Raw genomic sequence first — 22,184 nt, 5'->3', positions numbered from 1 at the left:
GTCTAAAACAGGTTCTTCAGCCAGCCTAAAGCGACAAATGTCCCAAGGGCGGAGCCAATGGACGAAAACAGGAATACCAGCAGCACGCGCGCCAGCCGGTTATGCCACCAGCCTTTCAGTGTCACCAGATCGTCGCCGACATGCTCCATGTCGCGGACCGTTGGTGGGGCGACAATCGCCTGCACGAAACCGGTCACGAAGCCGGCGCCGATGGTCGGGTTAAGCGAGGTCAGCGGGGCGGCAACAAATGCACTGATAATGGTGATCGGGTGCCCCCAGGCGATGAGCGCACCGATTGCTGAGAGCAGCCCGTTGGCCAGCACCCAGGCAGTGGCAACGTCGGCCAGTTGATCCCGGTTGCCGAAAAAGAAGCCGCCGATAAAGAGAACAATGACAATACTTGGGATCAGCCATGGGATCATCTTCGATACTGCGGTTTTTTCTGGAATGGTTGTGATCTCTTCGATCCTCTCCGGCTCAATCTCCTCGCCCTGCAGGTGACGGACAATTCCAGGCAGGTGAGCCGCACCGACAACGGCAAGAACCTTTTCGCCGGGAGCGTTGCGGATGCAAAAAGCCATGTGCTCGTCTCGTTCGTCGACGAGGATCTGTTTGACCGATGGCAGCAGCTTGCCCATTTCATCCAGCATGCTGGAGAGGGTATCACTTTCGCGCAGCTTGGCTAGCTCCGCTTCATCCAATTCCTGCTTCTCGAAGATGCTGCCGAGCAGCGCCGCCATCACCTTCATCTTGTTCCAAAGGCCGGTTTTGCGCCAGACCCGCAGCAAGGTGGTGCGGATGTTACGATCGACCAGTTCTACTTCCATGCCTCGTTCTTCGGCGGTCTGCGCTGCCGCTGCCAGCTCAGCCCCTGGTTTGACACCGGTCTGCAGGCCCATTCGTTTCTGGTAGGAAGAGAGCGCCAGGTTCGCCAGCAGAAAGGGCAGCTGTTTCTTTTTGATGACGTCTTTCAGGTCGAGGTTTTCCCAACCTTTTTGGTTGATCAACGCTTGGTAGCGCTGGTGGTCGAGTTCAACACAGACTGCATCGGGCAGGTACTCGTCGATGGTACCTATAACGGTGTCGACCGATTCTTGGGAAATATGGGCCGTGCCGATCAGGATAATTTCCTTATCATCGACATAGAGTTTTGTGTAATCGTTCTGTTTATCCGGCATCCGGGGATATCCCTCCAGTAGAGTGATTTTTACAGCGCGCAAGTTTAGCATAGGGTTTTGCGGGACGCACGCAAAAGAAAAGGCGCTTCTTGCGAAAGCGCCTTTTTAAGGATTTGCGACTCTCCACTCTGCCGTGGGTCATTGGACTCACATCGAGTTCCAATGAGGTGGGACCATTTGTAAACCCATTAGGCGTCCCGCTACGAGGCGGGCAGGCACACCGGGCTTCTTAAAATGATCCCGAAAATAAAGTATTCCGAGTGGACGTTCTGACCTCACCTGCAGGGCAGAGAGTCGAAGCAAATTGTTGAAGCCATTATAAAGAAATCTTCGCAGATGGTCAGTAAAAAAGAGGAATGAAAAATATTAATTCAGTCAGATGTTTTTTTGTTGAAAAGCTGGTATTATTACCGCTTAAGTAATTGTTTGTCTGGAAGTTGATCTGAACAATAACCAATCATTGAAGGGAGGAGCCTCCGATGTCCAAGCAACTCGAAGTTTACAAATGCCCGATCTGTGGAAATATCGTCGAAGTTATGCATGCTGGCCCTGGCGCGCTGGTGTGCTGCGGCAAAAATATGGATCTGCTGACTGAAAACACCACCGATGCAGCGACAGAAAAACATGTTCCTGTGATCGAAATGGGTGATGGCACGATCACTGTTAAGGTTGGCAGTGTTGCCCATCCGATGGAAGATGCTCACTATATTGAGTGGGTTGAGTTGATCGCGGATGGTGAAGTTTACCGTAAGTATCTGAAGCCGGGTGAGGCGCCTGAAGCAACTTTTAACCTCAGCGCAACTGCGGTGACCGCACGCGAATATTGCAACCTGCATGGGCATTGGGCAGCTAAGGCCTGAGGCTGAAATATTGTTAAACCGAGACGGGCTGTCATTTTTGGCAGCCCGTTTTCGTTTGTGAAGAAAATAAATGACCTTTGTTGTCAACCAATCGCAGCATGGAACGTTTTAAATTGGTAGAAACAGATTTGAGTGAAACGGTGCATGGACAATTTTCTGAAAGCGGTTGAAAAAAAAGCCTACCGAATTGCCTTGCTGGGCTGTGGTCAACCGGAAGATGCTTTGGATATTGTCCAGGAATCGATGATTCGGCTGGTTGCAAAATACAGTGGCAAGCCGGAAGCAGAGTGGAAGCCGCTTTTTTACCGAATCCTGAATAATCAGATTAAGGATTATCAGCGAAGAAGGATAGTTCGTTCGCGGCTCTTTAGCTGGCTGGGCAACGACGATGACGATGACGACCCTCTGCAGAATATGGCAGATCCCGCCGAGTCGGGTGCTGAACATCAGTTGCAGGTCGATGGCGCCTTTGCCGAGCTTGAAACTTCGTTGAAACAGCTGCCTTTCCGTCAGCGGCAGGTTTTTTTACTGCGGAGCTGGGAGGAGTTGAGCGTTGCCGAGACTGCAAAGGTCATGGGCTGTTCTGAAGGCTCGGTAAAAACACATTATTCACGTGCTTTGTCTCGTTTGCGAGAAAAGCTTGGAGAACATTGGCCATGATAGAAAAAGATGATAAATTGATCGAGAAAATTCGTCAGGAATTGGATCGGTCGCTAGAGACTCTGGGCACGAAGACCTGTGTCCGGTTAGCTCAGGCGCGTCATCAGGCCATTACTCAGCCTCGGAAGCGCAGCCTGCCCAAGTTGTATTGGGGGGCAGTTCCGGCAGGTGTTGCAATGCTGCTTATGTTGGCTCTGAATCTTCCCGATCTGCAGAAGGAGGCCTCGTCTGAGCTACAGCTTGGCGATCTCAGTATCCTGACAGCGACAGAACCTCTCGAATTTTATCAGGAAGAGATCGAGTTTTATGAATGGTTGTCTGAAGAGTTTGCGATTGAAGAGGGGGGGGCTGATGGTGGTCGTTCTTCTGTTTCTGTCGGCGACTCCACTTTTGGCACAACAGGACGGCTTGCAGGAGCAGCCCAGTCTCGAACTGCTAGATTTTCTGGGGGAGTTTAGCGATGGTGAGAATGGTTGGGTCGATCCCTTCGAAGTTGTTCCCGAGAATTACGGGGCGCTCAGTGAGCCTGAAGCTGAGGAGCAGGAAGATGAAAAATAATCTTGTGCTTCCGATGGTTCTTGCCGCTCTGCTCTGTGGCTTGATGCTTCTTCCTCTGCAGGTATATGCAGGCCAGTTTGCAGATTTGTCGAACGACCAACAGCAACTTTTACAGCAATATGCTGAAGGCTGGGAGTCCCTGCCGGCGCAAAGACAACAACAACTGCAGAAGGGGGCTGACAGTTGGCTTTCGATGACCCCTCAGCAGCGAGTTAAAGCGCAAGAGCGCCTGCAGCAGTGGCAGAAGCTGGACTCGCAGCAACAGAAGCAGATTCGTTATCGTTTTGAGCTGTATAAAGCTCTTTCACCATCGCAGAAACAAAAACTGCGTGCAGCGAACAAGCAGTACCAGTCGCTTCCGTTTGAGACGCAGAAAAAGCTGAAGCAGCGGTGGCAGAAGTTGACGCCGGAGCAAAAATTTCAAATAACTGAACAACTGAAAGCTGGTGCTAGATCCATTGGTGACACCAGTACCAATTCTGGCAGTGGTGGTTCCAGTGGTGGTTCCAGTGGTGGTTCCAGTGGTGGTTCCAGTGGTGGTTCCAGTGGTGGTTCCAGTGGCGGTTCCGGTGGCGGTTCCGGTGGCCGAAACTAATAATTGAGTAAAGAAAAAAGAGCTGTCGAATGGCAGCTCTTTTTTTGTTTGTTCTTTTGTTCTAGAAATAAAAAGAACTCTTTCTAAAAAAAGGGCCCCGAATCTCTTCGGAGCCCTCTGCTGATAGTTTCTTTGCTTTAACTTTACAGAACTGCTTTTAGGTACTCGCCGGTAATGGCTTGCTTCTGCTTGGCGAGTTCCTTCGGATCGACCTCAACGAATTTCTCGTCCGGGGTGACTTTGAATAGCGGTTGGCCCTTCTGGACGATGGTGCCGTCGCCACCTTCGATGAGGATCTTATCGATGGTGCCGGAGAAGGGTGCCGGAACCTTGTTGAACATCTTCATAACCTCAAGGATGAACAGTGGCTGCCCCTTGTCGAAATGCATGCCTTCAGTAACGAACGGTGGCATGCCCGGTGCTTCCTGGGCGTAGTACATACCACCACCTGGGGTGACGATCTCGTCGGCTTTGGTGGCCGGTGGCGGCACCAGGACTTTCTTCATCGCTGCCTGCAATTCCGGATCATGCAAGTAGTCCGGGATGGTCACTTCCAGGTCCTCTTCAACCTTGAGGTCATAGAAGTCTGTTTTTTCAGCCACCATGCAGAGAAGGCCGAGCAGTTCGTTGCCGATTTCATAGCCGACATGAGCAGCCTGAATTTTGGCCCAGGTGTCTGCATCGTAACCACCCTGTGGTTTGGCTTTGCCGAGGATGTCGTTCAGTTTGACGAACTCTTCTTTCTCGAAACCGAACTTCTCTCGCAACTGAGCGTAGAACTCGAGAGCGTTGTTGAGCAGGTCGCGGTCGTGAGTCCAGATGACCTCAGCAGCCGGAGCGTCTTCGCGCCAGGTCATGTTTAGGTACTCGTAGGTTTCTTCGAGGATGACGAGCGGGTTGCGTAGCCAGACCACCTTTCCATTCTTGATCTCGAAGTTCTTCTTATTCAGGCTCAGCCAGCCGGAGAGCAGGTGCGGATCGTTCAGCAGCTTCTCCATTGGACGGGTCAGCAGGGTGCCTTTTCTGTCGAGGGTTTCTGAAACGGCTTTGGCTGCGTCGGCATCGTCAGCGTACTGCTTGGCATAGTGCTTCTTCATCGACAGGAAAGCAAAAACGATGTCGAGTTTCAGAGCCTCTTCCTTCAGCTTGCCAACCAGAGTCAGGTAAGGAACGACAAAGCGGGTGGTCGGCTTGGCCATGACGTTGTTGCCGATGAACCAGTTGCACAGACCGTAGTGGAACTCCAGGTTGGTCGCCAGGTTGCTGCCGCGCAGGACGGTCCGGCGCAGGACGGTCGACAGGTGATTGTAGCTGTCGATGCGATCCTCACCCTTGGTCAACAGCAGGGCAATGTTGGAGTCGTATGCACCCGCTAAGTGGTAGCGCATGAACTGGTTGGTGTCCGGGTTGGGGATGCAGATTCCCTGGTCATCACGGATTTCGCCTTCGATCGGCTTCGACCAGTAACGGATGTAACCACCGGCACTCGGCGAGAGCGAGCAGTCGGTTGCATTGAGACGAGCCTCGGCGGCGGCACCAAAGCGGGGGATACGCTCAGGCTTCGGCAGCCGCTCTTTGTGCATGGCGAGCAGTGCCATTGCCTCGACCAGCGACTCGACGATGAAGAAATCGTTCTTGTCGTCCGGGTTGACGAACTTGAGGCTGTAGACCAACTCGGTGACACGGTGCTCAACCTGAATCCGGGTGTTGACCTCCATGAAGTAGTGGCGGTCGCCGTCAACAATACACTCGAAGGTTGATGCTGAGTCGAGGCCGACGGCAGCGCCGAAACGCTCCGACTGCTCTTCCATCGCCTTGAGAACCTTCAGGTCGGACTCGAGGGCTTTCTGCTGAGCCTTGTTCTTGGCTTTTTTCGCCTTCTCGATTTCGGCGGTCAGGGCTTCCTGGGTGACCGAGATTTCAAGCAGTTTTTGTTCGTGCATCTGCAGCGAACAGTCACGACCACCAAGGGCGATCGCCCATTTGCCGTTACCGAGCAGCTGGATTTCGTTGTGGCGGGTCTGCTCGATGTTCAACTCGATCAAGACGTTCTTGTTGTCGCCGACGCCGTTAGCCTTAACTTCGTTGAGGATCTCGCGCACCAGGCCGGGAGCGTCAGCAGCCGCTTCAGCAACCTGTTTGTCGCTCGGCTGCTTGTTCATCAGCAGGGAGGCGCCGAGAATACGCTGACCCTTGCCGCCACCGCCGCCGATTGCCTTCAGGCGGATGCGGGCGCCAGGGTAGTTTTTGAACATGTCGGCACACTCAGCTTCGACCTGGGCACAGAGCTCTTCGATGGAGAAGAGGTCGATACCTTTATCGTAGGAGGCAAAGAGGACGACGTCGGCCAATTCTTCCAGCGACATTTTGCCATCGTCATCGACACTCAGGTCTTCAGCCTTGGCCAAGGCCAGCAGTTGGTCACGAGTTTTGTGCTTTTTCAGCAGGGTGCGGGCGGTGACGTTGTCGATACCTGGGGTAACGGAAACGTTTACTTCGAGTGCAGTTCGTTTTGCTTCGTCTTTTTTACCTGCAGCGCGTTGGGTGCCGGAGCAGGGACCGATGAACTTAAGACCAGCATCCTCAATGGCGGCAACAAATTCGTCATCCTCCGCCATGAAACCGTAACCGGCGAAAACCGAGTCGTAGCCGTTGTCGTGAGCAGTGTCGATGATCTGCTGAATCCGCTCAACCCGTTCTTCTTTCGAAGCTCCCGAATAGTCCGGTACCCGGTGAACACGGCTGTTATCTGTCAGCTGCTTCAGCTCCGGTGAGAGGGCGTTCGGGTAAACGATTGAGTCCTTCTCCGAAAGCAGAATGCCATAGTGGGTGATGCCCATCTCTTCGTAGACATCCATCGCTTCTTTGCGGATCGGGCCGCGACAGACGATAAGTGGTTTTAGGTCTTCGCAGCCGAAGGAGCGGACCCATTCGGACGATGCCTGACCGAGGCGGCGGTCCTTGTGAATCAAGGGGTTGTTTGCATAAAGGTCTGTATTTTGTTCCATGGTTTCAATCTCCACGTTTAATTGTGTTGTGCGATTCTTCATCGGTTCGACTCAACTCTTTAATGGAACTCGCGCTGAACGTCCTGCCATGCGGATGGCTGGTAATGGCGCAGGAAGAAGTTGAGGTTTTCGCCGAGGACCTTGCGCAGATCGGTCGGCATGACCAGTGAGGAGATCGAGCCGAGGGCCAGACCTTCTTTCGGGTTCATCAGTTCTTTTTCGTAGCGGGTGTTCAGGGCAGCTTCTTCGTTCTTCAGCCACTCGGCAACCGCCTTCTCAGCATCTTTGGTTGCTGCATCGCCTTCCATGCCGGCCTTGGTACGCTCCTGAACCGCTTCGGCGATCTTCTTCTTGACCGAACCGCGCAGGCCGCGCAGTTCATTTTTGTAAACGAACTCTTTACCGGCCGGGCCCATAACCGCTAGGCGTGTGGTCGGCAGGGCGAGAACAAGATCGGCGCCGGTCGGGTAGTTGTTGTAGGAGGCGTAAGCGCCGCCGTAAGCGTTGCGCAGGATCAGCAGGATGCGTGGGGTACGGACGTCGACGATGGAGTCGAGCATCGAGCGACCGGCCTGAACGATGCCGCGGGCTTCCTGCTCGCGGCCCGGCAGGAAACCGGTGGTGTCTTCCATGAAGATCAATGGAATGTTGTAGATGTTACAGAAGCGGACGAAGCGGGCGATCTTAACTGCTGAGTCGCAGTCGATCTGACCGGAGGCGACAGCCGAGTTGTTGGCGACGAAACCGACGACGTTGCCGCCGAGGCGACCGAATGCGGTAATCGCTTCACGGGCACGGGTCGGCTGAACCTCGAAGTAATCGCCGTGGTCACAGATCTGTTGGATGATGATGGAAACGTCGAACGGGGTGTTGAAGCCGGTCGGCGAGTTGAAGGCTTTCTTTAGCAGCGTGTTGATTTCCCAGGTCTTGCGGTCGAGAGGATCGCTGGTTTCCTGGAACGGCGCCATGCTGTAGTTGTTGTCCGGCAGGTAGCTGAGTAGGCGAACCGCGGTGCGCAGGGCAGCGGTTTCGTCGGCAACGGCCAGATCGGTGACACCTGATGCGCTGTGGACCAGTGGGCCACCCAGTTCTTCCGGGGTGATGTCCTCACCCAGAACTGACTTGACAACGCCCGGACCGGTCAGGCCGAAGAAGGTGTCTTCCGGTTGGATGACGAAGGAGCCCTGACGTGGCAGGTAGGAGCCGCCACCGGCGTTGAAGCCGAACATACACATAACGGTTGGAACCACACCGCTGATTTTGCGTAGGGCGGTGAAGGCTTCGGCGTATCCGTCGAGGCCACCGACACCGGCGGGAACAAAAGCTCCAGCGGAGTCGTTCATGCCGATCAGTGGAATCCCTTTTTCACCAGCCATTTGCATGATCTTGGCCAGCTTCATACCGTTGGTGGCGTCGATGGAACCGGCGCGTACGGTGAAATCATGGCCGTAGAGAGCCACGTCGCGGCCGCCAATGTTGAGAATGCCAGTGACCAGCGAAGCGCCGTCAAGGTTTTTGCCCCAGTTCTGGAAGAGGATGTTCGGGTCGTTGTCGGTGAGGACCTTGATCCGCTCCCAGACGGTCATCCGCTGCTTGAAGTGCTGCTTCTCGATCTGGCCGACGGCAACCGATTTGATCGGTCGCTCGATCAGGTCGTGACCTTCTTTCATAACCTCTTCGTAGCCACCAGTCTGGCCGGCGATTTCACCCGGAATAGTGAATTCTACTTCTTCCGCTGCTGCAAGAGGGTTCTGCAATGAGGGTTTAATCGTAGTCTTTGACATCTCGGACAATCCTTTGCGTCGATTGGAATTAGGCCCGGCTCGGTGAGAAAGCTCTAGAATGAGCCGGATGACTTTTTGATAACAGGTTGACTATTTAAAAAGTAATGATTAATAAAATTCAATTTCAGGCAAACTTAAAACGCTGTTTTTTGCACAGGTAAACAAACAAAAATATGGCTAAATTGTCAAGAGAAATTTTATTTAGGATAAAAAATTACAGGTTTAGTTTAGACTGTTTTGTGTGGTTGTTAGGTGGTTCTAATTCGAGTGTGGGTTTGTCGGCATTTATGGCTAGGAAAATTTCATGTCTCGGTGGTTTTTTTGCTCGTATCTTCTTGAAAATGTTAGAGATCTTTTCCTTTCTTTTGAGAACTTTAAAATTTTATCGAAGAACTGATCTGACCATTTTACCAATAAGTTTTTCTCTGCCTTTTGCTGGGTGCCCGTCGTTAAAAAAATTCTATTTTAAATAAAAGGTCTCGCTTTCTATGCTCTTTGTGTAGATAGACAATGTTTTGCTGACGTGCATTTTTGCTTTCCATTGATGTGGTTTCTTTAGCTCTTAGTCTGCCCTTTTTGTTTTTGTATGTCTCTTCTGCGGAACAGGGTTTTTTTGCTGAGAAAGTGAACGTAGTAACAGGTTAGTCCGGCGAGAACACCACCTGCATGCGTGCTGACGATCGGTTGACCGATATCCCCGAGGTGGAGTTGGTGTAAAAAGACATTGCCGCTTAAAACTTCCCAGCCGGTTTTCAGTAAGAGGAGGGCGAGCAGGAGTCCACCCGTTTTTTTCTCTTTCCCATGCAGAAATTCCAGTGAGCTGATTGCCATCAAGCCGTGAGCAGGCCCGGAAAGGCCGCAAAGGCCGAGTTGGGATATCTGCGGTGAGATGAATATGGGCAGTAGCAGGCTGCCAGCGGCGACGGACAGAATGAAGAAAACTCTGCTTCTGCGACTTTCTTCGCGTAATCCATGATAGAGCATAATAAAGGCGGCTCCATCGATCAGCAGGTGGTAGCGGCTGACATGAACGAAGGGCCAACTGATGACGCGCCACCAATCACCGTCGATGATGCTTTGTGGGTGAAAAACCAGTTTGGTCGCCGGGGCATTGCCGAGCAGTAGGTCAAGATTTGCCAGGATCAGTAATGCCAGCAGGGCGCGGATTTCAACCTGCTTGCTCTCGGATGGTTTTTCCGTGGATAAGATCGGGTTGTTTATAGATAACTGTTCGCTGGCCATGCCTGCCTCCATTTAGAGTCGGGCAGGGCAAAAAGCCCTGCCCTTGATTGCTCGTTATTTCTTTTTCCGGTTCATCCAAGCCAGTAGTGGGATTGTCAACAGGCCGACTGGTCCGGAACCGGAGCCAAAGTTAATGCCGGGTGAGGGGCGGTTGTTGAAGCTACCCGCACCGTTATTCGAACTTTGGTCGATGCGGTGATTCTGTACAGGCGCAGCGGCTTTTTGCTGCTGGGCTATGCGCTCCTTCTGTACCCGATCAGCGTTGCGTCTCTGAATGCCCTGGTTTTCCAGCACGTCAACGGTCACCACCAGCATTGAGGTGTAATCAGTCACCAGTGAGTAGTTCAGACCGTAATCGATTACCTTGTTTTTCAGTGTTTCGATTTCCCCTTTTTCACGAACCTCTTCCATTGTTTGATCGATCTTTGCCAGCGCCCAGAGTCGTTCCAGTTCGGGGTTGTCGGTCGCAGTTTGTGGCAGGTTCGCGGTGGTTTTCCAGCTGTGTGGCTGACCGGAGATCTTCGCCTTCATTTTGATGGTCACTTCACCGTCGCTGTTGTAGCGACCGAACTGGACCAGCTGTTGTCCTGCATAGAGATTGCCGATCTTCTCCGGGGTCAGGTCGGTGACCCGTTCGCCGGAGATGTCGATTTCAACATCGTGCAGGGCCTGGTGGAGAACTTTCGCTTTGGCTTGCAGCAGTCGGCCGCTGATGTCATCGGCATCGGAAATGTTCATGGCGAAGCCGCCGGAATCACGTGCCAGTCGGTCGAGCAGCGGCTGGTTGGCGCTGTTGCCGATGACGAAGGTGAATAAGCGGATATCGTACTTTTGCAGTAGGCGAAGGAAGTCTTTGTGGGCGGTGTTGCCAACATTGGCGACGCCGTCGGTGACCAGGATGATGCTGGACGTGCGGTCCTCATCCAGCTTGCGGTAAGCGGATTCCAGTCCGGCGAACAGGTTGGTGCCGCCACCGGCCTGAATGTTTTTCAGCGCGCTGATCCATTGCTGGACGTTTTCTGTTGTGGCGTTGATGTAGCCGGAGGTCAGTTCCTGTGCACTGTTATTGAAAGTGATGATGCGGAAGCGGTCGTTGGCACGCATCTGGCCCAGCACTCTGTTGACGCCGTCTGTCAAGGTCGAAATTTTGTGCCCTCCCATGCTGCCGGAGTTGTCGAGGACGAAAGTCCAGTCGGTGCCCTCAGAAATCGGTTGTAGGTCAGCGGCCGGAGTGACCACCAGCATGAAGGTGCCTTCGCTGTTTTTATCTGCCTTGTATGGGACCAGTTCAATGCGCGCCGGGACACTGTCGTCGAGGCGGTAGTAGAAGACGATATCTTTATTCAGTTGCGAACCTTCCGGGCGATCAATGGTCACGTCGATAATGTCACCGGCATTTTCTTCACTCATACCGCCGCTACGTTGGATGATCGCTTCCTGGTCCAGTCCAGGCAGGCGTACGTCTTTCACCGGGAAGGCCGATTTCAGTTGCAGGTGAAAGTGGAATGGCCCGGAAACTTTATCGTCGGTCGACCAGAACGAAATTCGTTCTTCATCGACATTGCCCTCGGCCTGCGGGTAGATGTAGCGGCCGATGTTGAGGTCGATTTCCAGCGGTTGGTAGTAAACCAGGCGTACGCGCACATCGCTTTGAGCCGGGATGTTGCCAACCTTCACGTCGTAACTTCTGTAATCATTTTTTTCCGCCAGTGCGGTCTGGTTGCCCTGGGCTTTCTGTTCTTCGTAGATCTGTCGGGCACGTTGCTTTTCCACTACTTCGCCGAGGATTTCCTGCCCGGCGATCCAGAGGGATAATTCCGACAGGCTTGACTGTTTCGGGAGTGGGAAAGAGTAGATGACTTCGGTCGCTGTGCCGCTGCTGTTGGCGAAGGTCTGGTCGACTTCGGTGCGAACGAAGCCGTTGTTGATGGTGACATCGACCTTGTGGCTGCTGATCGCCAGGGCGGCGCTGTCGTTTGCACCGACCGGCTTGAGCAGTCCTGCCGCCATGGCATTGCCGGCGAGTAGCATCAGGGTGAGAAGGAAGATAAGTTTGGCTGCAATCTGTTTGGGTCTCATTTTTTGTCTCCTTTCGGTTGTTGTTTTTCTCCTCTCTTTACAGCTGCTGTGCCAGATTGCGATCTGTCTTCTAAGTTGCTGATACTGCTTTTTTTTGTGTTGATGAAGGATGCCTTGGTGTTTTGTGTTTGTTTGATTTGTCTGGCATGAAATGTACTACTGCTATACATTGTGTGTATGTCTAATTGTCTGAGTTTGACGGTAGAGGATCGCCAGTTCTTCCAGTTGGTCAGTCAAGCGGCGTTCAGCAACCCGTTCAGTGATGAGCGGGATGAGCTGGACCGGTTGCTGGCAGGAATAACCGGCGCAAGTAAAGAAACCTTGCTTCTGGCAGCGGTCGAGTCAGTTCGGGAACGGGTCGGACATCTTCAGGCTGGCGGCAGGGCTAGTTTGTCCCTTTATCGTGGAGAGGATCGTCGCTGCCTGGAATTGGGACTGTTGTTTGAGCAGTTTCATGTCTACCTGTCTGCTTTCGATGAGCTGATTCAGCAGCAGGCGGATGCTGGTGACGAACCCTGTGCAGTTCCTTTTTCGGCGGAGCTGCTGACGCGTTTGCGTGAGTACGGTTTCAAAGCGCAGGAAGCAAGGCACTATCTGGCGTTTTTCTATCAGCTGCGGCGGGCCTTTTTCTTTATCGATAAGCTGGTCGGGCAGAGTCCTTCCATGAGACGTTTGCGCTGCGCTCTGTGGAATAATGTTTTTACCCACGATATCCAGCGCTACGAAGTCAGTCTGTGGAACCGGATGGAAGATTTTTCCACCCTGTTGCTTGGCGAGACCGGCACCGGTAAAGGCGCAGCTGCTGCGGCGATCGGCCGATCTGGCTACATTCCTTTCGATGAAAAACGGGGACGTTTTGCGGAGAGTTTTACCCGTAACTATATTTCCATCAACCTGTCACAGTTTCCTGAGTCGCTGATCGAATCGGAGTTGTTTGGCCATAAAAAGGGCGCCTTTACCGGGGCCGTCGATCAGCATCATGGTGTGCTCGCACGCTGTGTCCCCCACGGTGCCATCTTCCTCGATGAAATCGGCGATGTTTCGGTGCCGGTGCAGATCAAGCTGCTCAAAGTGTTACAGGAGAGAACGTTCAGCCCGGTGGGCAGCCACGAGCTGAAAACCTTTCGCGGTCGGATTATCGCGGCAACCAACCGTTCATTGACCGAATTACGTCGCGACGGGGACTTTCGCGATGACTTCTATTATCGCCTCTGCTCCGATGTTATCGAGGTGCCGACTCTGCGGCAGCAGATGGCGGAAGATGAAAAGTCTCTCGATCTGCTGCTTGAACAGCTGTTGCTGCGGATTCTTGGACGTGTTGAGCCGGGACAAGTCAGCGATGTCGGGCAGACTTTGCGACAAGGATTGCCTGCTGACTATCCCTGGCCTGGAAATGTCCGTGAGCTGGAACAATCGCTGCGGCGGGTGCTGTTGAATGGACACTATGCTGGCGATCCGGCTGCAGCAGGCAGGGAAGTGAACCTGCATGACATGGTTGACACTGGCGAGTTCAGTGCGCAGGAGCTGTTGACGCAATATTGTTGCCAGCTGTACAGGCGATTTGGAACCTACGAAGAAGTCGCGCGACGGGCCCGGCTCGACCGGCGCACGGTGAAAAAATATATTCAGAGCTGATTTCTACATCTGCAGGAAGTGCTTTTGTGGGGCGAGGTCGTATTGGTCTCGCCTTCGCTGTCTTTTGTTGTTAAATTGTTTCTTGATCTTGTTCTTTTATGAGTGTAACATATTGAAATATATAGCTTAATTATTCTCTTCTTGGTTTCATTAAAAAGGTTTTTTGAACTTTTTTTCGGTGATTGCTAAGGGCTTGAAATGATTGTTTGACGATTTTCTCTTTTGCAATCAGCTTGCTGTTTTATTTGCCTATCAGAAAGCCATGAAATGAAAATGCGTAGAAAAGTAAAACTTTTGCTTATTGCTCTGTCGTTGTGCTGTTCTGCTGCCGCGTCTGCTGCCATAACAGGTGATTGTGTTGATTGTCACACCATGCACGACAGCCAGGATGGCAGTGTTATCGCCTCAGGCGGCCCGGTTGGCAAACTGCTGACAAGCGACTGTGTCGGTTGTCACTCCAGTACGACCAGTTCCACGATTGTGACAGTTGGCTCATCCCGGGTGCCGATTGTCTATAATCAGGCAGCCCCAACAAAGCCTCTTGCCGGTGGTAATTTTCACTGGGTGGTCGAAAATGGTGATAACCACGGGCACAATGTTTTCGGTATCGTTGGCCAGGATAGCACCTTGTCTATGGCCCCAGGGGGGGATCCCGGGTTTGCATCACTCGACAATTGCGCTGTTTGCCATGCCGCTCTCGAAAAAGGGTGCGAGAGCTGCCATTGGCCGAGGCACCATGCGACTGGTGATGCTGATGGCATCGCCGGGCAGGCGGATGGCTGGTATCGCTTTCTCGGGAGCGCAATGGATGCTGCTGATCCGACCGATACTGGAACCACTGCTGTGGGTAAGCCCGGTGTGATCGGAGTAGAAGATGCCGACTGGGAGCAGAATCCATCTTCGATTGCTCATAATGTTTACAAAGGTGCGACCAACTATAGTGATGGGGACTCCTATTACCCTTACGAAAACAGTATCGGTTCTCTTTGTACCGGCTGCCATGAAAATTTCCACAACAGTATGATCGTTGGTCCGCTGGGAGTTTGGATTCGCCACCCCTCTGATGTCGTTCTGCCGAATTCAGGTGAGTACGCTGACTACACGACCTATGACCCACTGGCGCCGGTGGCGAAACAGACTCTTGATGGATCTGTTCCATCGACAATTACTCATGACAGTGACGTGGTCACTTGCCTCTCCTGTCATCGTGCGCATGGCTCACCCTATCCGGATATGCTGCGCTGGGATTATGAAAATGAGTGTGTCAGTGGAGGTGATGCCGCTGCCTGTGGTTGCCTGGTTTGTCATACCGCCAAAGACGGCATTTAAAAAGATCTGCAATAAACACAAAAGCGGGATGGACTCTGCCGTTCATCCCGCTTTTTTTATGCTCAGCCCCCCCCCCCCCCCCCGGAATTGTTTAAAGCAGTTTTTCCAGCGGCAGTAATTTCCAGAACCCGAGCTTGATCCGCTTCCAAAGTGGAGCACGGCGATCTGGAGTTTCGGTAGCGCTGTGCCAACTGTTTTCCGGCTGGATATCGCGTTCGATCTGTTTTTCGACGATGCCTGCCAGCTGCATGTTGTCGATAATAACTCCGACTTCTGTGTTCAGGTTGGCGGAGCGAGGATCGAGATTGAATGTGCCGATGTAAAGCTGTTTGCCATCAATCACCAGGGTTTTGGCGTGGATGGCGAAAATCGGCGCCTGTTTTTCCAGTTTGGCGTAGCGCTCGATCAACTCTTTCTGAATAGCCGGCTGTGGTTTGAATTCGAAAATTTCGATGCCTGCTTCAAACAGATCTTTGCGCTGTTTGCTGTAACCGCTGAAAGCCTGCAGATTGTCGGTGGAAAGCAGTGAGTTTGTGCTGATGCGCACCTGCACGCCGCAGGAAATCAATTCCCTGAACAGCTCAAGTCCGCCCTCCGGCAATACCAGGTAGGGCGACTGAATGGTGATCCGTTTCTGTGCGCCACGTAATGCATCGGCCAGTTCGCCGGTAGTGCGACCGCCGCCGCCAAGGCCCTGCTTACCGCTGTTTTTGCCCGGAACGTCGCTGATGAATGCAGGCTGATCCCAAACCAGGTTGTCGATCAGATATTTGAATTTATCCGGCAAGTCTGCAAGAGCCTGTTTCACTTCCGGGGCAAAATTATCCTTGTCCAATGCATAGTCATGCAGCTCTCGGTAAATTTCTTTGATTCTTTTGGGTCCCGGCTGCGTGGAATCCTTCAGTAGTTTTTCCACCGGATGGGCCAGTTCGTTCTGCCAGAATTTTTCAAAGCTGGTTTGAATTTCTCCGGCAACCGGTCCAATCAGCAGGATGTCGCGGTCGCGGAAATTATATTTCTGGTCGTAATCGAAATATTCGTCGGCCATGTTGCGGCCGCCGGTGATGCAGACCTGCCCATCGACGATGAAGGTTTTGTCGTGCATCCGCTGGTTGATGCCGCGAAAATTGGTGAAGATGTTCAGCACCCGTTTCGGTTTCGAGGTGCCGACTTTGTGCTGCGGATTGTAAATACAGATATCGATCTTCGGGTGAGCTGCCAGCGCGAGCAGAAAATCGTCTGGAGCGTCGATCATCAGGTCATCGACCAGCACACGCACCTGTACGCCACGCTCGGCCGCGCGCAACAGGCTCTCGGTGGCCAGTGTGCCGATGTTGTCGTTGCTCCAGATGAAATACTGTACTTCGATGCTCTGTTCAGCACGATCGGCCAGCCATGCCCGTGCCAGTAGTGCCTCCTCCCCCTTTTCGAGCACATAGGCGCCGGACTGCTGCGGATACGCAGACAGTAGCGGAGTGAGAAGTTGTTGCAGCTCACTGCAATAGGCGTGAGGCGGCAGATTGATAAGCAGCAGAAATAGAAAGGTCGATAGCGGGCGCAGGAGCATCATCTTCTCTTTTTCGGCCGGCGAGGTTTGTTGCTGCCGGCATTTTTTCTCGGTGAGCGTTGGTCAAACAGTTCGCCGGCAGCATCCTCCCGGTTACAAAGACGTAGCGCCTCAAGGATGTCTTTTTTGGCATCCGGCTTGTGATACAGCAGCAGGGCTTTCTGCAGCCGCTTCTCTTTGGTCGAGCGCGGGACGTGCAGGTTCCTGCCGCTGAACGGATCTTTGCCGGTGTGGTAGATGCAGGTCGATAAGCTGCCCGGCGTGGGGGTGAAATCCTGCACCTGTTCCACCTGCAGGTTGTGTCGCTTTAGGTAGAGGGCGACGTCGACCATGTCCTCCAAGGTGCAACCGGGGTGGTTGCTGATCAGGTAAGGGACGATTGCCTGGCGCAATCCGAGCTGCTTGCTGCGCCGGCGGAATTTTTCCAGGAAATCGGTGAACAGTTTCACACCCGGTTTGCGCATGATGTCGGTCACCCGGTCGCTGGTCGATTCTGGAGCGACTTTCAGCAGTCCGCTGACGTGGTGCTGCAGCAGATCGTCGAAATAATTCTGCTGGTATTGCAATAAGTCGTAGCGGATACCGGAGGCGACAAAGACGTGCTTGATTTTCTGTCGTTGCCTGATTTTTCGCAGCAGGCGCACGGCACGCTGATCGCCAGTATTCAGGTTCTTGCACACATCCGGGAACAGGCAGCTCTCGCGGCGGCAACTCTTTTCCGCTTCCGGGTTGCCACAGCCGAGGCCGTACATGTTTGCGGTCGGGCCACCGACATCGCTCAGTGTGCCGCGGAAATCCTTCTGTTCGGCCAGTCGGTCGATCTCCTGCAGGATTGACTGTTCGGAGCGTGACTGGATTGTTTTGCCCTGATGATGGGTAATGGCGCAGAAGGCGCAGCCGCCAAAACAGCCGCGGTGACTGGTGATCGAGTTGCGGATCTGTTCAAAGGCCGGGATCTTTTCGGTGTGGTTTGGGTGCGGTCGCCGGGTGAAGGGCAGGGCATAAACCCGGTCGAGCTCGGTTTCCGTCAGGGGTAACGCGGGTGGATTGATCAACAGGGTACGGGTTCCGTGGGCCTGTGTCAGGGGTTTGCCGGAAAACGGGTTCAGCTGCTCGCTTGCCAGTTTGAACATGCGGTTGTAGCTATCAGTGTTTTCGCTAACGTCTTCAAAACTCGGCAGTTCGACAGCATCGGGTGGTGAGGTGTTGCAGAACAAAGCAGTCCCACGGACATCCGTGATCTGCTTGATGTCTTCGCCAGCTGCCAGCCTGCGGGTGATTTCCAGCAGCGCAGTTTCCGCCATGCCGTAGAGCAGCAGATCGGCTTTACTGTCGGCCAGGACCGAGCGGCGCACTTTATCGTCCCAATAGTCATAATGGGCCAGCCTGCGCAAACTGGCTTCGATCCCGCCAATAACTGTCGGCAGCCCTTTAAACGCTCCTTTGGCCGCAGCAGTGTAGGCGATAACGGCTCGATTGGGCCGTTTTCCGGCGCCGCCGCCCGGTGTGTAGGCATCGTCGCGACGGATCTTTTTTGCCGCCGTGTAGTGATTGACCATCGAGTCCATGGCCCCGGCAGAGATTGCGGCAAACAGGCGCGGTCGGCCCATCTCTAGAAAACTGTCCTGGTTTTTCCAGTCGGGCTGGGCGAGGATGCCGACTCGGTAGCCCTCTGCTTCCAGCAGGCGCGCCAGCAGCGGTGTGCCGAACGCCGGGTGGTCGATGTAGGCATCGCCGGTGACGAACAGGACGTCAAGTTCGTCCCAGTTTCGGGCCTGCATCTCCTTGCGACTGGTCGGCAGGTGGCTGTTGTTTGCAGTTGGTTTTGGCACGTTTGGTAGAGATCCTTCGGCTGAAAAAAGTTATCTCTGTTCAATAGCATATTTGTTTTAGCGAATCCACGCTGCAGCATGGCTAATATTTAAATATCAATATAAACAGGATGTTGGCTTCCGGGTGATATATGACCTGATTGGTGACATTTTGCTTGACATATGGATATTAAGGTGTAAATTCTTACCATGTTAGATATTAATTTGTTGCCGAAATCTTGAACTCGAAATCGGGATGATGAATGTTTAGAAACGTTTTCAGTATGTATTACGACGGTTTTCGTTCCATGGTTGTGGGGCGAACGCTGTGGAAGCTAATTTTTATCAAACTGTTCATCATGTTTGCAATTCTGAAAACCTTCTTTTTCCCGAACTTTCTTGCCACAAATTTTTCCACCGATGCGGAAAGAGCTGATCATGTCCTGCAGAACCTGACACAGGTGCAGGACCGTGCGGACGTGAACAAGCCCTGAAGTCAATCGGTCTTTAACGAATCATTTTTCTCCGGCCGCAGTGCGGCTCAAACATCAACATGGGAGGCAGAGTGTGATTGAGCAAATCGACGTAAGCCAGGTCAACTGGGCACGGGCGACATTTGCCCTGACGGCGATGTATCACTGGATCTTCGTGCCCCTGACCCTGGGGCTATCCTTCCTCTGTGCGTTTTTCGAATCGATTTACGTGCGCACGGGGAACGAAGAGTGGAAACGTTTGACCAAATTCTGGATGACTTTATTCGGGATCAATTTCGCGATCGGTGTTGCGACCGGGATCATCCTTGAGTTCGAATTCGGAACCAACTGGTCGAATTATTCCTGGATGGTCGGCGATATCTTCGGCGCGCCGCTGGCGATTGAAGGCATTTTTGCATTCTTCCTCGAAGCGACATTCTTTGCTGTCATGTTTTTCGGCTGGGATCGGGTGACGAAAAAATTCCACCTGTTCTCGACCTGGATGGTTGCGGTCGGTTCCAACTTGTCGGCGCTCTGGATTCTTGTTGCTAACGGCTGGATGCAGAACCCGGTCGGCATGAAGTTCAACGTTGATATGGCGCGGTTTGAAATGCAGGACCTCTGGGCGGTGATCTCCTCCCCGGTTGCGATCGGCCATTTTACTCACGCCACCAGTTCCGGTTTTCTGCTTGCCTCGCTTTTCGTCGTCGCGATTTCAAGCTGGTACCTGATCCGTAAAGAACACATTCTCTTCGCCAAGCGTTCAATTGCCGTTGCCGCTGTTTTCGGGTTGTTCAGTTCGTTGTTCGTTGCTTTCTCCGGTGATGAGCACGCCTACGTGACTGCCAGCACTCAACCGATGAAGCTGGCGGCGATGGAGGCTCTTTGGGAAGGAGAGACTGGCGCCGGACTGGTTGTTGCCGGTGTGCCGAACCCGATGAAAGAACTGGATAACGACGAGGAGGCTTTCATTTTTGATATCCAGGTTCCGGGTGTGTTGTCGGTTCTCGCGACCCGTTCGATGGATGGGTTTGTTCCCGGGATTAAAGACCTGGCTTACGGGAACAGTGAACAGAATATTGTCGGGGTTGACGAGAAGATTACCCGCGGTCAGGCTGCAATCAGCAGCTTGGCAGCGTACAAGGCGGCGAAGAAAGCTGGCGATGAGCCGGGTGCGGCAACTGCTTTGACCGAGTTTGACAAGAACCGCGATTTCCTCGGTTACGGTTACCTGCAATCGGTTGATCAGGCGGTGCCGCCGGTTTCTCTGGTTTTCTATGCTTTCCGCGTCATGGTCGGCCTGGGAACCTTCTTTATTGTGTTGTTCCTGGCTTACCTCTACTTTGCCTATAAAAACAAACTTGAGAGCATGTGGGGGCTGCACGTCGCCGGTATCGTTTCGGTTTTCCTCGGTTATATCGCTCAGCAGGCAGGCTGGATTGTCAGCGAGGTGGGACGTCAGCCGTGGGCGATTCAGGATATGTTGCCGGTTACGGTTGCGCGGTCCAATCTGGATACCGGAACTGTCGTTGTGACCTTCTTTATGTTCCTACTCCTTTTTACTGCTCTGCTGATCGCAGAATTAAAGATTATGGCCAAGCAGATTTCGCTCGGTCCCAAAGGAGGTGACGTATGATTGGCAGCCTTGATTGGTCGACCCTGCAGCAGCTCTGGTGGCTGATTGTTTCTGTTGTCGGTTCCCTGTTTGTTTTCCTGACCTTCGTCCAGGGCGGGCAGACACTGCTTCTGACCCTGACTGACGATGAAGACGAAAAAACCCTGATGGTCAATTCCCTCGGCCGGAAATGGGAGCTGACGTTCACCACGCTGGTTCTGTTCGGTGGTGCTTTCTACGCCTCTTTCCCACTGTTTTATGCGTCCAGCTTCGGTGGTGCTTACTGGGTCTGGATTGCGATTCTGTTTACTTTCATTATTCAGGCGGTCAGTTACGAGTACCGTCGTAAGCCGAATAACTTTCTCGGTCAGGCGGTGTACGAAAAGTTCATGTTCATCAACGGTTCGATCGGTGTGCTGCTGATCGGCGCTGCTGTTGGAACCTTCTTTACCGGTTCCAACTTCGTGCTCAACGATTACAACCTGGTGCAGTGGACCAATCCACTGCGTGGTTTGGAAGCCGCATTCAACGTTTTCAACCTCAGCTTTGGCCTGTTCCTGGTTTTCCTGGCACGGGTTCTCGGCGCACTCTATCTGGCCAACAACCTCGACCACGACAGCCTGGTCGAGCGGCTTAAGAAGTCGAGTTTCAACAATCTGCTCTGCGCGCTGCCGTTTCTGCTTTACCTGCTCTACAGCTTCGTCACCATGGATGGCTACGCTGTTGATCCGGCCAACGGTATGGTCGGCATGGAGCCGGGCAAATACCTGAATAATCTGCTTGAAATGCCGCTGGTACTGATTATGCTGCTGGCTGGCTTGGTTCTGGTGGTTGCCGGTGTTGTGATCAATCGCTTTACCGCATCGGTCAGGGGTATCTGGTTCGCCGGTCTCGGTACCGTGTTGACCTGCTTGGCAATCTTTTCTATGGCCGGCTATAACAACACCTCTTTCTATCCGTCTAAAGTTGACCTCGCCAGCAGCCTGACGATCTACAATGCATCGAGCAGTCATTACACCCTGACAATGATGTCCTACGTGGCTCTTGGCGTGCCCTTTGTTCTGGCTTACATCGCCTGGGTCTGGCGTCAGATGGACAGTAAAAAGCTGAGCATTGATGAACTTGCTGCTGATGATAAGAGCTACTGATCAGATGAAGGAGATTTAGATTATGCTGTTAATTCTATGGATAATTATGCTGACTGCCTCTTACTTTGCGTCAGTCAAGATTTTGGAAAAGATTGACCTGCTGTAAACCTATATATTTGAAAAAAATAAAAAAAGGGCGCCGCGTTGATTAGCTACGCGGCGCCCTTAATTGTTTCTGAATCTAAAAATCAGCAGCCGTAGCTGGGAACAATGGCAAAGCCTTGTCCGTGGGCGTTGCTGATGTAGTCGATTTTACAATCTTTGGTGTACGGCAAAATATGATCGGCAATAGCCAGGTCGATGCCATTTACTTCTACAGTGCTTTCTTCTTCTTTTAGTTCGTCCAGAACTAATCCCAGGCTGGGACCACCTCAGCCAAAGCCTTCAAATACGACCCGCAGCGATTTACCCGGATTTTCCGCCAGGATCTGCTTGAAATTCTCGCAGGCGGTATCAGTTATTGTGAGCATAGTACTTTCCTCCTCTGCTTAAAATGTTGGGAGCATTGTGAAATACATATATATGAAAGTCAACTTTTATTTTGCATAGAATTCTCGGACAATCATCAAGTTTAATTATTGACTGCATTCAAACGGAGTCTTCTCACTCCAGTTACGAGTACGAGCAATCCACCGTAAGGCT

General features: G+C 52.7%; 17 protein-coding genes and 1 other RNA gene. 9 read left to right on the top strand and 9 right to left on the bottom strand.

Going from position 1 to position 22,184, the window contains the following annotated elements:
* Positions 1-2 precede the first annotated feature (2 nt).
* Both BUB13_RS02720 and ssrS read right to left on the bottom strand, forming a co-directional pair.
* Positions 3-1,178 (bottom strand): TraB/GumN family protein, encoded by a 1,176-nt coding sequence (locus BUB13_RS02720; protein ID WP_072905270.1) that lies wholly within the window; start codon positions 1,176-1,178, stop codon positions 3-5.
* Between the two features lie 116 nt (positions 1,179-1,294).
* A non-coding RNA gene (gene ssrS / locus BUB13_RS02715) (6S RNA) lies at positions 1,295-1,474 on the bottom strand.
* A gap of 183 nt (positions 1,475-1,657) precedes the next feature.
* On the opposite strand from ssrS, the gene BUB13_RS02710 reads away from it, so the two are divergent.
* The 4 genes from BUB13_RS02710 to BUB13_RS02695 all read left to right on the top strand — a co-directional run bounded on the left by BUB13_RS02710 (position 1,658) and on the right by BUB13_RS02695 (position 3,851).
* Positions 1,658-2,038, top strand: coding sequence for a desulfoferrodoxin (locus BUB13_RS02710; protein ID WP_072905268.1), 381 nt, complete (start codon positions 1,658-1,660; stop codon positions 2,036-2,038).
* 144 nt (positions 2,039-2,182) lie between these two features.
* Positions 2,183-2,698, top strand: a complete 516-nt coding sequence (locus BUB13_RS02705; protein WP_208610109.1) for an RNA polymerase sigma factor — start codon at positions 2,183-2,185, stop codon at positions 2,696-2,698.
* On the top strand, positions 2,695-3,156 hold the full coding sequence (locus tag BUB13_RS02700) for a DUF3619 family protein (protein ID WP_072905264.1): 462 nt from the start codon (positions 2,695-2,697) through the stop codon (positions 3,154-3,156). The genes BUB13_RS02705 and BUB13_RS02700 overlap by 4 nt, the downstream gene beginning before the upstream one ends.
* An 89-nt stretch (positions 3,157-3,245) precedes the next feature.
* Positions 3,246-3,851, top strand: a complete 606-nt coding sequence (locus BUB13_RS02695; protein WP_072905262.1) for a DUF3106 domain-containing protein — start codon at positions 3,246-3,248, stop codon at positions 3,849-3,851.
* 143 nt (positions 3,852-3,994) lie between these two features.
* Here BUB13_RS02695 and BUB13_RS02690 read toward each other — a convergent pair whose 3' ends face one another.
* From BUB13_RS02690 to BUB13_RS02675, 4 genes are all read right to left on the bottom strand, one after another.
* The gene (locus BUB13_RS02690) at positions 3,995-6,859 is read right to left on the bottom strand and encodes a biotin/lipoyl-containing protein (RefSeq protein WP_072905260.1); all 2,865 of its coding nucleotides are present in this window, start codon (positions 6,857-6,859) and stop codon (positions 3,995-3,997) included.
* A 59-nt stretch (positions 6,860-6,918) separates the two neighbouring features.
* On the bottom strand, positions 6,919-8,643 hold the full coding sequence (locus tag BUB13_RS02685; protein ID WP_072905258.1) for an acyl-CoA carboxylase subunit beta: 1,725 nt from the start codon (positions 8,641-8,643) through the stop codon (positions 6,919-6,921).
* Positions 8,644-9,198: 555 nt separating this feature from the next.
* On the bottom strand, positions 9,199-9,885 hold the full coding sequence (rrtA, locus tag BUB13_RS02680; protein ID WP_072905256.1) for a rhombosortase: 687 nt from the start codon (positions 9,883-9,885) through the stop codon (positions 9,199-9,201).
* Positions 9,886-9,939: 54 nt separating this feature from the next.
* Positions 9,940-11,964 carry a VIT domain-containing protein gene (locus BUB13_RS02675; protein WP_072905254.1) on the bottom strand — a complete coding sequence of 675 codons (2,025 nt, stop codon included), beginning with the start codon at positions 11,962-11,964 and terminating at the stop codon, positions 9,940-9,942.
* A gap of 177 nt (positions 11,965-12,141) precedes the next feature.
* Between BUB13_RS02675 and BUB13_RS02670 the strand changes: the two genes are divergently transcribed.
* Both BUB13_RS02670 and BUB13_RS02665 read left to right on the top strand, forming a co-directional pair.
* A complete protein-coding gene (locus tag BUB13_RS02670; protein WP_072905252.1) occupies positions 12,142-13,599 on the top strand; it encodes a sigma-54-dependent transcriptional regulator in 1,458 nt (485 codons plus the stop codon).
* A 273-nt stretch (positions 13,600-13,872) separates the two neighbouring features.
* Positions 13,873-14,928 (top strand): cytochrome c3 family protein, encoded by a 1,056-nt coding sequence (locus tag BUB13_RS02665; protein ID WP_161947612.1) that lies wholly within the window; start codon positions 13,873-13,875, stop codon positions 14,926-14,928.
* Between the two features lie 91 nt (positions 14,929-15,019).
* On the opposite strand, the gene BUB13_RS02660 is transcribed toward BUB13_RS02665, so the two are convergent.
* Together BUB13_RS02660 and BUB13_RS02655 are read right to left on the bottom strand one after the other, a co-directional pair.
* Entirely contained in the window at positions 15,020-16,495 is a 1,476-nt protein-coding gene (locus BUB13_RS02660; RefSeq protein WP_072905248.1) for a phospholipase D-like domain-containing protein, read from the bottom strand.
* Positions 16,495-18,327: a YgiQ family radical SAM protein gene (locus BUB13_RS02655; protein WP_279625951.1), complete on the bottom strand. Its 1,833-nt coding sequence runs from the start codon at positions 18,325-18,327 to the stop codon at positions 16,495-16,497. The genes BUB13_RS02660 and BUB13_RS02655 overlap by 1 nt, the downstream gene beginning before the upstream one ends.
* 242 nt (positions 18,328-18,569) lie before the next feature.
* Here BUB13_RS02655 and BUB13_RS02650 point away from each other — a divergent pair, with 242 nt between their 5' ends.
* The 3 genes from BUB13_RS02650 (at position 18,570) to cydB (ending at position 21,542) form a co-directional block, all read left to right on the top strand.
* Positions 18,570-18,800 (top strand): DUF4492 domain-containing protein, encoded by a 231-nt coding sequence (locus BUB13_RS02650; protein ID WP_072905246.1) that lies wholly within the window; start codon positions 18,570-18,572, stop codon positions 18,798-18,800.
* A gap of 73 nt (positions 18,801-18,873) precedes the next feature.
* Positions 18,874-20,415 (top strand): cytochrome ubiquinol oxidase subunit I, encoded by a 1,542-nt coding sequence (locus BUB13_RS02645; protein ID WP_072905244.1) that lies wholly within the window; start codon positions 18,874-18,876, stop codon positions 20,413-20,415.
* Positions 20,412-21,542 (top strand): cytochrome d ubiquinol oxidase subunit II, encoded by a 1,131-nt coding sequence (cydB, locus tag BUB13_RS02640; RefSeq protein WP_072905242.1) that lies wholly within the window; start codon positions 20,412-20,414, stop codon positions 21,540-21,542. Before BUB13_RS02645 ends, cydB begins: the two co-directional genes overlap by 4 nt.
* A gap of 188 nt (positions 21,543-21,730) precedes the next feature.
* Here the strand turns inward: cydB and BUB13_RS19430 are convergent, their stop codons facing one another.
* Positions 21,731-22,012, bottom strand: coding sequence for an iron-sulfur cluster biosynthesis family protein (locus BUB13_RS19430; protein ID WP_341860469.1), 282 nt, complete (start codon positions 22,010-22,012; stop codon positions 21,731-21,733).
* Between the last annotated feature and the right edge of the window lie 172 nt (positions 22,013-22,184).

Source organism: Malonomonas rubra DSM 5091, assembly GCF_900142125.1.
GTDB classification, from domain to species: Bacteria; Desulfobacterota; Desulfuromonadia; order Desulfuromonadales; family Geopsychrobacteraceae; genus Malonomonas; species Malonomonas rubra.
This window is presented reverse-complemented; position numbering and strand designations above follow the sequence as displayed.

What these genes read in the sequence shown, in the direction of transcription:
- BUB13_RS02695 (WP_072905262.1), top strand. Translation starts at nt 3,246, where the DNA reads ATGAAAAATAATCTTGTGCTTCCGATGGTTCTTGCCGCTCTGCTCTGT.
- BUB13_RS02720 (WP_072905270.1), bottom strand. Translation starts at nt 1,178, where the DNA reads ATGCCGGATAAACAGAACGATTACACAAAACTCTATGTCGATGATAAG.
- BUB13_RS02710 (WP_072905268.1), top strand. Translation starts at nt 1,658, where the DNA reads ATGTCCAAGCAACTCGAAGTTTACAAATGCCCGATCTGTGGAAATATC.
- BUB13_RS02685 (WP_072905258.1), bottom strand. Translation starts at nt 8,643, where the DNA reads ATGTCAAAGACTACGATTAAACCCTCATTGCAGAACCCTCTTGCAGCA.
- BUB13_RS02705 (WP_208610109.1), top strand. Translation starts at nt 2,183, where the DNA reads ATGGACAATTTTCTGAAAGCGGTTGAAAAAAAAGCCTACCGAATTGCC.
- BUB13_RS02660 (WP_072905248.1), bottom strand. Translation starts at nt 16,495, where the DNA reads ATGCTCCTGCGCCCGCTATCGACCTTTCTATTTCTGCTGCTTATCAAT.
- rrtA (WP_072905256.1), bottom strand. Translation starts at nt 9,885, where the DNA reads ATGGCCAGCGAACAGTTATCTATAAACAACCCGATCTTATCCACGGAA.
- BUB13_RS02670 (WP_072905252.1), top strand. Translation starts at nt 12,142, where the DNA reads ATGTCTAATTGTCTGAGTTTGACGGTAGAGGATCGCCAGTTCTTCCAG.
- cydB (WP_072905242.1), top strand. Translation starts at nt 20,412, where the DNA reads ATGATTGGCAGCCTTGATTGGTCGACCCTGCAGCAGCTCTGGTGGCTG.
- BUB13_RS02675 (WP_072905254.1), bottom strand. Translation starts at nt 11,964, where the DNA reads ATGAGACCCAAACAGATTGCAGCCAAACTTATCTTCCTTCTCACCCTG.
- BUB13_RS02650 (WP_072905246.1), top strand. Translation starts at nt 18,570, where the DNA reads ATGTTTAGAAACGTTTTCAGTATGTATTACGACGGTTTTCGTTCCATG.
- BUB13_RS02690 (WP_072905260.1), bottom strand. Translation starts at nt 6,859, where the DNA reads ATGGAACAAAATACAGACCTTTATGCAAACAACCCCTTGATTCACAAG.
- BUB13_RS02665 (WP_161947612.1), top strand. Translation starts at nt 13,873, where the DNA reads ATGCGTAGAAAAGTAAAACTTTTGCTTATTGCTCTGTCGTTGTGCTGT.
- BUB13_RS02700 (WP_072905264.1), top strand. Translation starts at nt 2,695, where the DNA reads ATGATAGAAAAAGATGATAAATTGATCGAGAAAATTCGTCAGGAATTG.